This window comes from Flavobacterium suzhouense (assembly GCF_042684765.1).
Classification (GTDB): domain Bacteria; phylum Bacteroidota; class Bacteroidia; order Flavobacteriales; family Flavobacteriaceae; genus Flavobacterium; species Flavobacterium suzhouense.
On sequence record NZ_JBHUMD010000001.1, the window covers coordinates 1 to 12,031 of the forward strand.

At 39.0% G+C, this 12,031-nt stretch carries 13 protein-coding genes; 5 read left to right on the forward strand and 8 right to left on the reverse strand.

Annotation, left to right across the window (positions count from 1 at the left end):
• The 3 genes from ACFSR3_RS00005 to ACFSR3_RS00015 all read left to right on the forward strand — a co-directional run.
• Nucleotides 1-145: T9SS type B sorting domain-containing protein (locus tag ACFSR3_RS00005; protein ID WP_379819256.1), on the forward strand; the 145-nt coding region annotated here is incomplete at its 5' end.
• Between the two features lie 236 nt (nt 146-381).
• On the forward strand, nt 382-1,374 hold the full coding sequence (locus ACFSR3_RS00010) for a PorP/SprF family type IX secretion system membrane protein (protein ID WP_114758650.1): 993 nt from the start codon (nt 382-384) through the stop codon (nt 1,372-1,374).
• A 62-nt stretch (nt 1,375-1,436) separates the two neighbouring features.
• A complete protein-coding gene (locus ACFSR3_RS00015; RefSeq protein WP_379819139.1) occupies nt 1,437-1,955 on the forward strand; it encodes a gamma carbonic anhydrase family protein in 519 nt (172 codons plus the stop codon).
• 3 nt (nt 1,956-1,958) lie between these two features.
• Here the strand turns inward: ACFSR3_RS00015 and murI are convergent, their stop codons facing one another.
• The 8 genes from murI to ACFSR3_RS00055 form a co-directional block, all read right to left on the reverse strand.
• Nucleotides 1,959-2,741 (reverse strand): glutamate racemase, encoded by a 783-nt coding sequence (gene murI / locus ACFSR3_RS00020; RefSeq protein ID WP_379819140.1) that lies wholly within the window; start codon nt 2,739-2,741, stop codon nt 1,959-1,961.
• A 63-nt stretch (nt 2,742-2,804) separates the two neighbouring features.
• A complete protein-coding gene (locus tag ACFSR3_RS00025) occupies nt 2,805-3,314 on the reverse strand; it encodes an OmpH family outer membrane protein (protein ID WP_114758647.1) in 510 nt (169 codons plus the stop codon).
• A gap of 45 nt (nt 3,315-3,359) precedes the next feature.
• On the reverse strand, nt 3,360-4,565 hold the full coding sequence (locus tag ACFSR3_RS00030; RefSeq protein WP_379819141.1) for an OmpH family outer membrane protein: 1,206 nt from the start codon (nt 4,563-4,565) through the stop codon (nt 3,360-3,362).
• Nucleotides 4,566-4,601: 36 nt separating this feature from the next.
• Entirely contained in the window at nt 4,602-7,361 is a 2,760-nt protein-coding gene (locus ACFSR3_RS00035) for a BamA/OMP85 family outer membrane protein (protein WP_114758645.1), read from the reverse strand.
• Nucleotides 7,294-8,034, reverse strand: a complete 741-nt coding sequence (locus tag ACFSR3_RS00040; RefSeq protein ID WP_379819142.1) for an isoprenyl transferase — start codon at nt 8,032-8,034, stop codon at nt 7,294-7,296. The genes ACFSR3_RS00035 and ACFSR3_RS00040 overlap by 68 nt, the downstream gene beginning before the upstream one ends.
• A gap of 1 nt (nt 8,035) precedes the next feature.
• Nucleotides 8,036-8,713, reverse strand: a complete 678-nt coding sequence (gene porG, locus ACFSR3_RS00045) for a type IX secretion system protein PorG (RefSeq protein ID WP_379819143.1) — start codon at nt 8,711-8,713, stop codon at nt 8,036-8,038.
• A 155-nt stretch (nt 8,714-8,868) separates the two neighbouring features.
• Nucleotides 8,869-9,753, reverse strand: coding sequence for an NAD kinase (locus tag ACFSR3_RS00050; RefSeq protein WP_379819145.1), 885 nt, complete (start codon nt 9,751-9,753; stop codon nt 8,869-8,871).
• Nucleotides 9,754-9,762: 9 nt separating this feature from the next.
• Nucleotides 9,763-10,422 carry a CBS domain-containing protein gene (locus ACFSR3_RS00055; RefSeq protein WP_379819146.1) on the reverse strand — a complete coding sequence of 220 codons (660 nt, stop codon included), beginning with the start codon at nt 10,420-10,422 and terminating at the stop codon, nt 9,763-9,765.
• Nucleotides 10,423-10,521: 99 nt separating this feature from the next.
• Here ACFSR3_RS00055 and ACFSR3_RS00060 point away from each other — a divergent pair, with 99 nt between their 5' ends.
• Both ACFSR3_RS00060 and ACFSR3_RS00065 read left to right on the forward strand, forming a co-directional pair.
• On the forward strand, nt 10,522-11,235 hold the full coding sequence (locus ACFSR3_RS00060) for a pyridoxine 5'-phosphate synthase (protein ID WP_379819147.1): 714 nt from the start codon (nt 10,522-10,524) through the stop codon (nt 11,233-11,235).
• A gap of 4 nt (nt 11,236-11,239) precedes the next feature.
• Nucleotides 11,240-12,004 (forward strand): alpha/beta fold hydrolase, encoded by a 765-nt coding sequence (locus ACFSR3_RS00065; RefSeq protein WP_379819257.1) that lies wholly within the window; start codon nt 11,240-11,242, stop codon nt 12,002-12,004.
• Nucleotides 12,005-12,031: the final 27 nt, after the last annotated feature.

Below are 12,031 nucleotides of genomic sequence, written 5' to 3' on the forward strand. Positions count from 1 at the left end.
CCCAGACAGTGATGGATGGGATGGTACCTTCAACGGTACACCGGTACCGGCAACGGACTACTGGTTTACGGTAACCTACCCGGAATATGACGGTACAACAACCGTGATACGTGAATTTAAATCGCATTTCTCACTGAAGAGATAATGAAATAAAGTTAAATTTTAAAAATGCTGTCAGTAATGGCAGCATTTTTTATAATAATATTAGGATTATATTACCAACCTATGACAAAAATTTATATATTTGACCGCTATGGAAAATTACTGTAAAATAAAGGAGTTGCAGAATTACAAAGCACTGTAACCAAATGGGATTATTGAACATTAATTGCCTGTATGGTATAATAAAAAAGCGCATTCTCATTAAACGAAAAGGTCGACATGAATTTTAAAAAGATTTCTTTAATTTTTGGATTGTTATTAACGCAGCTGTCTTTTTCTCAGGAAGGTATAGCAGTTTATTCAGATTACTTGTCTGATAACTACTATCTGATACACCCATCAATGGCCGGAGCAGCTAATTGTGCTAAAGTTAGGCTTACTGCTCGCCAACAATGGTTTGGACAGGACGATGCTCCACAATTACAAACCCTAAGTTTTAATGGTAGTGTTGGTCCTTCTTCAGGTATCGGTGCTATTGCATTCAATGATAAGAATGGTTATCATTCTCAAACCGGGGCAAAACTTACTTACGCGCACCATATTCGTTTTTCAAGAAGTGATTACGATTTGAATCAGCTTTCATTTGGTATTAATGCAGGTTTGATTGCCAGCCGTCTTGATGAAACTAAGTTCGACCCTGAGTTTGATCCAATTGTTGACGGAGGGATGAAACAAAAAGATTCATATTTCAATGTTGATATAGGAGCGTCATATCACTATCTTGATTTTTATGCGCATTTTACCGCTATGAACGTAATAGCAAGTAAAAGGGATATTTATACTGATATAGAAAGTGATAACTTAAGGAAATACCTTTTCTCTTTAGGTTATGTTTTTGGATTCCAGGAGTCTTTACAGTGGGAGCCATCAATTATGTTCCAGGCGGTAGATCAAACAAAAGAGAAAACTATTGATATAAACCTTAAGCTTTATAAAGAAATGGATTTCGGAAGACTTTGGGGAGGGTTATCATACAGAAGAAGTCTTGAAGGAGCGCAATACGTAGATGGAGGTAGTACTTCAGATCAAAACCTTCAATATTTTACTCCGATAATAGGTATCAATTATAAAAACGTTATGTTTGCTTATACTTATTCTTACCTTACCGGTAACGTGAGATTTGATAACAGCGGTTTCCATCAAATTACATTAGGTCTTAACCTGTTCTGTAAAAGAGAGAAATATGATTGTAACTGTCCTGCAGTTAATTAATCAAAACATATATTGTTAATTCAGTCCCGATAGATTCTATCGGGACAATTTTTTTAAAGCATATGGTAATTAAAGAAGTTAACGGAAAATATCCACAGATACCTGAGGATTGTTTTGTTGCGGAAAACGCAACAATAGTAGGTGATGTAGTTTTAGGTGCACAATGCAGTGTTTGGTTTAATGCTGTGATACGTGGAGATGTTCATTACATCAAGATAGGGAACAAGGTTAATATTCAGGATGGCGCTGTTATACATGCAACATATCAAAAGCATCCAACGGACATTGGTAATAATGTTTCTATAGGTCACAATGCAATAGTGCACGGCTGTACATTAAAAGATAACGTGCTGATTGGTATGGGGGCTATCGTGATGGATAATTGTGTGGTAGAGAGCAATTCCATTATTGCGGCAGGGGCAGTGGTAACCCAGAATACTGTAGTTGAATCGGGTACTATTTATGCAGGTGTTCCTGCTAAAAAAGTTAAGGATATAAGTGCTTCTGACTTTGCAGGAGAAATAGAAAGAATATCTAATAACTATGTTATGTATTCTTCGTGGTTTGATAAAGACAAATAGTTTTTAAAAGTCTTTATTTAAAACCTCATATTCGTTATTTAAGATGCTTTTTAATACAGTCGTATCAGCGTTTGTATAAAAGGCATTTTTATTTTTATGGCTGTTTGTATTCAATAGATTATTTTTCTCTAAGATTGCTTTTGTCTGTTTGGCTACAGCTTCTCCTGAATCGATGATTTTAACGCTCTCAGGAAGGATTTCTCTTATTTGAGGTACAAGATATGGGTAGTGGCTGCAACCAAGGACTAAATGGTCTATATTGGCTTCAATCATAGGATTTAAGTATTCTTCAAGGAGTTCTTTTATTTCGGGTGAACCCAGCTTACCTTCTTCTATAAGTTTTACAAGGTTATAGCCTACCTGCTCAATTACATTGATGCCTTCAAGGCTAGATACGGTTTTGTAAAAAAGTTCGCTTGAGAGTGTTCCTTTTGTTGCCAGGATGCCAATGGTTTTTGTTTTCGTATTAAAGGCTGCCGGCTTTATTGCCGGTTCAATGCCTATAAAAGGCACATCATATTTTGCTCTTAATTCTTTTATGGCGTTTGTTGTAGCAGTATTACAGGCAACAACAATAATCTTTGAATTTTGCTCCAGAAGGTATTCAGTGTTCTTAAAGCTAAGCTCAATAATTTCTTCTTTCGATTTTTGTCCGTATGGAGCATTTTTGCTATCGGCAAGATAAATGGTGTCTTCGTTAGGGAGTAGGTTGTGTATTTCTTTCCATATTGATGTTCCACCAATTCCTGAGTCAAATAATCCGATAGGGGCTGTGCTTTTATCCATATAACAAATATAAAAAAAAACGGCTCATAAAATGAGCCGTTCTGTGTATTGATGATGGTTTTCTTAGAAACCAAGTTCTTTTTTTACATCTGCTAAAAGATCCGGACCGTCAGCTAAAAGCACACCGCTTCCTGTAGAAGAGTCAAGTACATATTGGTAACCTTTTGCTTTAGCTACTTTTTGGATAGCAGTTCTTGCTTTCTCCAGGATAGGCTTAACAATCTCTTCTTGTTTTTTCTGAAGTTCAGTAGTAGCTGTTTGTTGATACTGCTGGATTCTTGCACGCATATCCTGTACTTCAGCCTCACGGGTTTTGTTTACAGCTTCACCTACAGTATTTGCTTCTGCGTCATATTTTTTAATTTTGTTCTGATACTCAGTAACCATAGTTTCATATTCAGTATCATATGTTTTGCCAAGTTTCTCTAACTGTGTATTAGCAGCTTTCATCTCCGGCATATTCGTCATCAATTCTTGTACATTAATGTGAGATACTTTAGCCTGAGCTGAAACAGTTTGACTTGCTCCTGCAAAAAGTAACGCAGCGATTAGTAAAGATTTCAATTGTTTCATCATTTAAGGTATTTATTATTAATTTTTCGTTTTTGTTCTGTGTTATTAGTTTGAAGGTGTCGCCGGAGTTTCTTTTTCTTCCGGTGTATCGGTTGCAGGAGCAGACGTTTTTTCTTTTTGAGCGTTAATTTTCTCTTCGCGCGCTTTTATTGCTGCCTCTCTATCTTCCTGTTGTTTTTTTCTTTTTTCTTCAATCAGTTTCTTTCTCTCTTCCAGTTTTCTGTCGCGTTCTTCTTTCGCAAGCTGAGCGGCTGTCTTTTCCGGAGTAGCATTGTCTGAGTCATTTGTTGTAGCCTGTTTTGCATCAGTATCGGCAGGAGTTGTTTTAGGATTTCCTGTTTTCGCTGTTGATGATGCTTCAGGTTTGGCGTTTGTGTCAGGTGCTTTATTTTCTTTTGCCGTTGACTTAGGTGCGCCTGTTTTTGCAGTGGTGCTTCCAGAAGCAGGATTGCTTTCAGTTGAAGCAGGAGCAGCCGATTTCGGTGCCGGTGCAGTTCCATTCAACTTAGCCTCTCTGTCACGTTTCATCTGCTCACGCTTTTCTTCATAAGCTCTTTTCTTTTCTTCCTGTAAAGCTTTACGCTCTTCAAGTTTTTTATCTCTTGCGTTCTTTCTGTCTTCAAGAACTTTTTGTCTTTCGGCAAAGTCAGGATTTGATTCAAGCTCTTCTTTAGCTTCTTGTTTTTCAAACTCTTTAAGTTCCTTGCTGCTCAGTTTTTCCTGTTTAGCAGCGCGTGACATCCTTTTGATAATAAGATCGCTGATGTCGTGTTTTTTAGCTGCTACAATCATTGTAAGATCGGACGATTTGTCAAAAACAAAATCATATTTTCTTATTTCCGCAAGATCTTGTGCTATAGTGAATACCTGATCCTGTATAGGTTTTACAAGTACTGCTTTTTGGGACATCAAGTCGCCTGTAGGGCCAAATTTCTTCTCCTGATAGTCTAATAGTTCTTTTTCCTGAAAAGCAATTTCTTCTTCTCTTTCTTCTATAAGCTCTTTAGTAAGCAATGCTTTTTCCTGAGCAAGGCTTTCTTTAAGCTTGGCTATATCATTTCGCTTTACTTCAAGTTCCTGTCTCCATTTAGAGGCTTTTTGCTCAAGTTGATTTTTAGCTTCAGCATAGTCAGGTACCTTATCAAGAATATAATTCATATCAAGATATGCAATCTTAATACCACGTGCTCCCTGAGCATTTACCATTAAGGCTGCTAAAGCAAAAAGTACTGTAAAAAAACATTTTTTCATAACCTATTACGTATTAGAAAATATCATGCCAATTTTTTAAAACTGTTGTCCGATGATGAAGTGTGTTTCCCATCCATTTGTTTGGGTTCCGCCTTCAACCGGGTCAAATCCGTAACCGAAGTCAATACCAAGTAAACCAAATGCAGGCATAAATACCCTAAGACCTGCTCCCGCCGAACGTTTAAGTGCAAACGGGTTGTAGTTTCTGAACGAGTTGAACGATCTACCTGCTTCTGCAAACGAAAGCACATAAATTGATGCCTGTTGTTTAAGTGTGATAGGGTAACGAAGTTCCATTGAGAACTTATTATAAATTGTACCTCCTATCTGGTTTCCGCTTGCATCTATTGGAGCAAGTGACTGGTTAGGGTAACCTCTTAACTGTATAACTTCCCTTCCGTCGAGTGCATAGTTGGCAAGACCGTCACCACCAAGGTAGAACCTTTCAAAAGGTACAAGTCCTCTCGCTTGGTTGTAAGCTCCCATAAATCCGAATTCGGCAAGCGAGCGTAATACAAGTTCATGCGATTTAGTACCTGCAAGCCTTGTATATGTATCAGCTTTGAACTTAACTTTATAGTATTCCAGCCAGTTAAAGCGCTGCTGGTCTACTTTACCCTGGTCAGCAGAAGCTTCTTGCCATGTGTTTGCACGGTACTGTCTTGTTGTTCCGTTAACGGTTTCCTGACGGATGTAATCTCCTGTACCGATACCAATACCATCTGAACCTTCATAAGGAGCTCCGGTGTTTTTAAGTTTATACTCTTCCTTGTTGCCAAGGTTTGCATAGTCGATGCCGTTAAACATTGAATATGGAGGCGTCAACTTTGCACTTACACTAAAATAAGAACCTGTTGATGGGTAGATGATGTTATATCCTCTGTTGTCCCTGCTTAATTCTACTGTGTAGTTAATGTTTCTTGACTGTCCGTTACCAAAGGTAAATAATCCTGTATTATAGTTGCTAAGGTCATAGTACTGGAATGTCAATGCGTGAGATAATCTCATGTAATAATCCGGTTCACTAAGCCTTTTGGCAAGCCCAAGCGATATCGAAGATATTGTAAAACTCTTATTTCTGTCTACATCGCGGGTGTTAAAGTTATACAAATATTGTTTACTGTGCGATAAGGTAGTGAAAAGTTGTATTGGTTTTTTACCTCCAAACCATGGCTCAGTAAATGATAAGCTGTATGTCTGGAAGTAGGTACTTCCCTGCAGGCGTAAAGAAAGCTTTTGGCCATCTCCCATAGGTATTGGTTTATAGGCTTCTTTCTTGAACATATTTCTTGCCGAGAAGTTATTGAATGATAGACCAAGTGTACCGATGAATCCACCGCCACCATAACCTCCCTGAAGCTCAATCTGGCTAGATCCTTTTTCAGTAACGTTCCATTCGATATCTACAGTTCCTGTTGCCGGATCCGGGTTTTTTACATCAGGCCTGATGGTTTCCGGGTCAAAGAAACCAAGTGCTCCAAGTTCTCTGATTGTACCGATAACCTCTTCTTTGTTCCAACGCATTCCCGGTCTTGTTCTAAGCTCTCGGTAAATTACGTGGTCGTTTGTCTTATCATTACCTACTACGGTTACGTTATTGAAGTAGGCAATCGGACCTTCAACAATCCTGATTTCAAAGTCAATAGTATCATTAGCTGTTTTAACCTCTACAGCATTGATGTTTGAGAACAGGTAACCATTGTTCTGGTAAAGGTTTGTAAGATCCATACCATCTGGTTTAGACGGGTCGGCAATTCTTTTCTGAAGTAATATACCGTTGTATACTTCACCTTTTTTAATGCCAAGAATCTGGTTTAATTGCTGGTTGGTATAAACCGTGTTTCCAAGGTATTTTATATCACCAAAATAGTATTTGTTACCCTCTTCAAGGTTGATTTTTATTGAAACAAGGTTTTTCTTAGCATCATATACTACAGTATCTTCGGTTATCCTTGCATCGCGATATCCTTTTTCTTTGTATTTGTCTACAATGCTGTTAAGGTCTTCCTTGTACTTGTCCGAAACGAATTTTGACGACTTGAATATGCGTAGTGGGTTAGGGAATGCCTTAACTTTAGTGTTTTTCATGGCTTGTTTCAGCTTTGCATTGCTAAGCTTGGTGTTCCCTGAAAAAGCGATCGATTTTACTTTTACTTTGCTGCCTCTGTCAACGTTTACTACCATTTTTACCGTATTGGTACTGTCAGGTATTACGTTAATAGCAACTTTAGTATTGTAGTAACCATCCTTTTTATATTTGTTTTCAATATAATTTTTGGTGGTTGTCAGGAGGTTTTCATTTACAATTTTACCTTTTGTAAGCTGAGTGTCTTTTATAAGGCCTTCGCGCTTACCTTTTTTAACGCCCTGAATCCTGGCTTCGCTAAGTTTGGGTAGTTCGTTAATGTTCAGTTCCAGCCAGATACTGTCATTTTGAGTTTTTACCTCATAAAATTCAATATCGCTGAAAAGACCAAGCTTCCATAGTTTTTTAATAGCTGTACTTATTTCTTCACCGGGTACATTTATTGCCTGTCCTTTTTCAAGACCGGTAAAAGTAACTACGGTTTGCTCATTGTAGCTGATTTTACCTGTAACGAGAACATCGGCAAGGATATATTGCCTGCCTGTTTCAAGGCGGGGACCATCCTGAGCAGCAGCTTTATTCCCTGCGGCTAATACTAAGATGCTAAAAAGCAATTTGATGCCTCTCTGAAGCATTGATTTTTTATTTAACTTGTTCACTGGTCTTTCCAAATCTACGTTCTCTTTGTTGGTAACTGATGATTGCTTCATGTAGGTCTTTTTCCCTGAAATCGGGCCATAAAATATCTGTAAAGTATAACTCGGCATAAGCAATCTGCCAAAGCAGGAAGTTGCTTATCCTGTGTTCACCGCTTGTTCTGATCACAAGGTCAACATCAGGGAGGTCATGAGTATACAAATGCTCGTTTATGGTGTTTTCATTTATATCAGCAACAGTTAGCTGATTTGTGTTTATTTTCTCGGTTATTTTTTTGAAGGCAGAGATAAGCTCTTCCCTTGAGCCATAGCTCAGGGCAAGTGTAAGAGTCATTCTGCTGTTTCCTTTTGTTTGCTCTATAACGTCAAGCAGCTGCCTGCGGGCTTTAGAGGGCAAAAGGTCGGTATTTCCTATGGTATTAAGCCTTATGTTGTTTTTTATAAGGGTAGGTAGTTCTTTTTTCAGGGAATTTACCAGAATATTCATAAGGGCATCTACCTCAAGTTTGGGCCTGTTCCAGTTCTCGGTAGAGAAGGCATACAGCGTAAGGTTTTCGATGCCAAGTTTTGCACAGGATTCTACAACCTGCTTAACGGCTTTTGTGCCATTTTCGTGTCCTATAGCGCGCAATAATCCCTGCTTTTTAGCCCAACGCCCATTGCCATCCATGATTATCGCAAGATGTTTGGGAAGATTGTCGGTATTTATAGTAGTTGTTATATCCATATTATTGAGCACAATAGCAAGGCTGTTCACCAAAGGTATACGTTAAGGTAAATCCGGTAAATACATACCAGTCATTGTTGTTCAGGTTACCAAACGCATACGGTTTATAGTCAGGGTTGTTGCTTCCGTCTATGTTGTCGGTAAAACTGTAGCGTGCACCAACTTCAAATCCAAGGACAAAGTTTTCGAACAAGTTGCTTTTTATGCCTACCGTCATTGGTATTGCAAAATTGCCCTTTGTGTTACCACTATGCGTTTCGCCTCCGCTTATATAAAGTTCATCTGCCCAAAAATAACTTGCACCTATATAAGTATAAGGTGTGATTTTAAAGTCAGGCTCGTGAAGGTTGAAGTCAAAAAAATTGAATTCAAGGCCTAAAGATAATTCTTTTATTGTGTTTTTAAATTCGTAGCCTCTTTGTTGTCTCGATGTCTCGTCAGAATCGATGTCTTTAGATTTAATGTCTGCATACGTAAATGAAGCCCTCCATGAGTGACGCGGACTCCTGTTCCATTTGTATATAATGCCAAGTGCAGGCTCGTTGGGAGCTATGTAATTAGTAGGTCCTACGTCACCGATATAGTTTGCACCACCCACAAATACACCCAGTTCATTGATCTGAGCATGGCTGTTTAGCGACGTTACGATTAACAATAAAATAAAAATGATCCTTTTCATTCTTTCGAAATTGGCTGCAAATATAACAATATAGATTTCTAATTATTGTAACAATAGACTTTTTACATCCATAATTGCATAATTAGCATTAAATACAGTCTTGAAAACGGAAGAAGATGCAGTGTAGTATGTAAACGGAATAAAATTGTGCATTTTTAATTTCTTTTGTCTTCTCCCCAAAGCAGTTTTTTACGCAAAGTAACCAGGAATTTTTCCTGTGGGAATTCAACAAGATTGATTTTAAAAGGTGCTTTTTTAAGGCGTAGTACCGTTCCTGTTTCAACGGTTATTATTCGGGAATCCAAAGAGATAAGATGTTGGTTTTCTCTGCTGCTGACGATGAGTTCTATTTCTGTGTCGTCCTGTATTACCAGAGGACGTGCATTTAGATTGTGTGGTGCAATAGGGGTTATTACAAAACTGTTTACCTCAGGCATTAATATTGGTCCGCCACAACTTAAAGAATAGCCTGTAGATCCGGTAGGGGTAGATATTATAAGTCCGTCTGCCCAGTAAGCATTAAGATAATCTCCGTTAAGCCTTGTTTCTATGGTTATCATCGAAGTGGTATCCTTACGGCTCACGGTTACTTCGTTAAGCGCATAGTCAAGTTCATTAAGTTCCTCAGCTTTGCCATCATAATCGAGAGTAAGGAGCGAGCGTGGCGATACTTTGTATTTGTGTTCAAAAATAAGAGGCAGTAAAGTCTCTATGTTTTCCTGCTGTACTGTAGCTAAAAATCCTAGACGCCCGGCATTGATCCCTAAAATAGGGATGCCTTTATTGCGCACATAGGTCGCTGCGCGAAGCATGGTGCCGTCTCCGCCTATACATATAAGCAGGTTGTAGCCGCTATCCAGCTCTTCATGAGTGGTGTATGTATCGAAAGCCTTGTTGAGCAGGTTGTGCTCATTCAGTACATTATAAAACTTCGATTCAAAAGTTACCTCGGGATTAAACCTTTCGAAAACAGTAATCATTTTATGAATGATGTCTTCGGTGTTATCTTTATAGTACTGTCCGTATACAGCGATCTTCATAGGCAGGTTTTAGATGTTCAGGTATTTGTCAAGATAATCTGAGCGGTCTTTTAAGGTATTCAGGTAAGCGTCTTCCTGATGTTCTGTGATGATTTCATAATTATAACGCCTGAAGGTTTGTAGTATGTCACTCATACCTCCAAGGCTTATTTTCAGGGTAATCTGAACCTTTTCCATATTAGCTTCAGATATAAAAAGCCCAAGCAATCTGCCGTTATTGCTTTCTACTATCTGTGCAGCCTGGCTCATGCTATAATCGTTGATGCCTTTTTCAACCACTATTATGCCTCCGTTTTCCTTAAGGAAAGGTGTTTCGTGAAAAAAGGTAATGATATCGGTAATTTCGTAATACCCCAGGTATTTGTTGTCTTTATCAAGGACCGGAAGCAGATTAGTTTCGTTTTTAGCAAAAACCTCAAGCACGTCAAGCCATAATGCCGTATCCCTTACAAAAAAGCGGTCAAAGCTAAAACGTACGTCGGCCAGTGTTTTGTCAATATCCACCAGCTCTATGTCTTCTGCTCTGGCGGCACCTATATATATGCCGTCTTCCAGTACCGGAAAATGAGAAAAAGGATAATCGGCAAACAGATCCTGTGCATCAGCAACGCTATCTGTAGTCCTTAAAGCCTTGATGTCTTTATTGATAAAATCTGTAATGTCTGTCATGGGGCAAATGGGAATATATTATGCAAAATAATCAAAAATAAAGAGACTATGCCTTTTTAACTTTGTATTTTTGTGTGAAAATGCACACTATACAAATATATGGCAAAATTAAGCGTAAACATAAATAAAATAGCCACTCTTCGTAACTCAAGAGGGGGCGATGTTCCTAATCTTTTAAAAGTAGCTGCCGATGTTCAGAAGTTCGGTGCAGAAGGTGTAACCATTCACCCAAGACCTGATGAAAGGCATATCCGCTATCAGGATGCCCGCGATCTTGTTCCGGTGGTATATACCGAATATAATATCGAAGGAAATCCGGTTAAAAAATTCATCGATCTTGTTTTAGAAACCAAACCTACACAGGTTACACTGGTTCCGGACGCTGATGATGCCATCACATCCAATGCGGGCTGGGATACCGTAAAGCATAAAGATTTCCTGGCAGATGTTATTGCCGAGTTCAAGCGTAATGGTATACGTACATCGATTTTTGTAGATCCGGTGTTGTCTATGATTGAAGGTGCTGCACTAACAGGATCCGACAGGATTGAGTTGTACACCGAAGCTTTTGCTCATGATTATGGTTTGGGCAATGAAAGCGGCATTAAGCCTTATGTGGCTGCCGCAGAACTTGCCAATAAACTGAACCTTGGGATTAATGCCGGACACGATCTGAGTCTTGATAATATCAAATTCTTTAAGGAGAATATCCCCGGACTTCTGGAGGTGTCAATAGGGCACGCCCTTATATCAGAGTCATTATACCTGGGACTTGAGAATGTAGTGAATATGTATCTTCAACGACTGAAATAATATGCTGTTACATTCTGTCATACAAGGGGAGGGTAAGCCGCTTCTAATCATTCATGGCTATCTGGGTATGAGTGATAACTGGAAAACGCTGGCAGGGCAATATGTTGCTGCAGGTTTCCAAACGCACGCTATAGATATGCGTAACCACGGTAAGAGCTTTCATTCGGATGAGTTTACCTATGCTGTAATGGTGCAGGATCTGGTTGAATATATTAATCATTACGGTTTAGGAAAGGTTGATATTATAGGGCACTCTATGGGTGGTAAGGTAGCGATGTTCTTTGCGGTGCAATATCCGCAACTGATAGATAAGCTGGTGGTTGCTGATATAGGTCCTAAATATTATAAGCCACACCATCAGGATGTAATGGCGGCACTTAATGCTGTTGATTTCTCAGTACATACTGACAGGGCTGCCGTTGAGGCTGCTATGGAGCCTTATCTTCCGGACTGGGGAACACGCCAGTTCTTGCTAAAAAGTGTTTACTGGGTTGAACCGGGCAAAAAGCTGGGCTTCCGTTTTAATCTTGATGCCTTTAATAAAGTTGTTGAGAATATAGGAGAAGCACTTCCGGAAGGGGCAGTGTTTCATGAGCCAACGCTTTTCCTGCGTGGAGACAAATCCAGCTACATAAAGGATGAAGATTTTGATCTTATAAAATTGCATTTCCCACAGGCGGAAATAAAAACAATACATAATTCAGGGCACTGGCTTCATGCCGAAAATCCTGCGGATTTTTTAGCTGAAACGCTGGAGTTCCTGAAGTAATAAATGAAACTACACACCCCTAGCCTT

What these genes read in the sequence shown, in the direction of transcription:
- ACFSR3_RS00040 (WP_379819142.1), bottom strand. Translation starts at nt 8,034, where the DNA reads ATGGATATAACAACTACTATAAATACCGACAATCTTCCCAAACATCTT.
- ACFSR3_RS00015 (WP_379819139.1), top strand. Translation starts at nt 1,437, where the DNA reads ATGGTAATTAAAGAAGTTAACGGAAAATATCCACAGATACCTGAGGAT.
- ACFSR3_RS00050 (WP_379819145.1), bottom strand. Translation starts at nt 9,753, where the DNA reads ATGAAGATCGCTGTATACGGACAGTACTATAAAGATAACACCGAAGAC.
- ACFSR3_RS00055 (WP_379819146.1), bottom strand. Translation starts at nt 10,422, where the DNA reads ATGACAGACATTACAGATTTTATCAATAAAGACATCAAGGCTTTAAGG.
- ACFSR3_RS00025 (WP_114758647.1), bottom strand. Translation starts at nt 3,314, where the DNA reads ATGAAACAATTGAAATCTTTACTAATCGCTGCGTTACTTTTTGCAGGA.
- porG (WP_379819143.1), bottom strand. Translation starts at nt 8,713, where the DNA reads ATGAAAAGGATCATTTTTATTTTATTGTTAATCGTAACGTCGCTAAAC.
- ACFSR3_RS00060 (WP_379819147.1), top strand. Translation starts at nt 10,522, where the DNA reads ATGGCAAAATTAAGCGTAAACATAAATAAAATAGCCACTCTTCGTAAC.
- ACFSR3_RS00035 (WP_114758645.1), bottom strand. Translation starts at nt 7,361, where the DNA reads ATGAAGCAATCATCAGTTACCAACAAAGAGAACGTAGATTTGGAAAGA.
- ACFSR3_RS00030 (WP_379819141.1), bottom strand. Translation starts at nt 4,565, where the DNA reads ATGAAAAAATGTTTTTTTACAGTACTTTTTGCTTTAGCAGCCTTAATG.
- murI (WP_379819140.1), bottom strand. Translation starts at nt 2,741, where the DNA reads ATGGATAAAAGCACAGCCCCTATCGGATTATTTGACTCAGGAATTGGT.
- ACFSR3_RS00010 (WP_114758650.1), top strand. Translation starts at nt 382, where the DNA reads ATGAATTTTAAAAAGATTTCTTTAATTTTTGGATTGTTATTAACGCAG.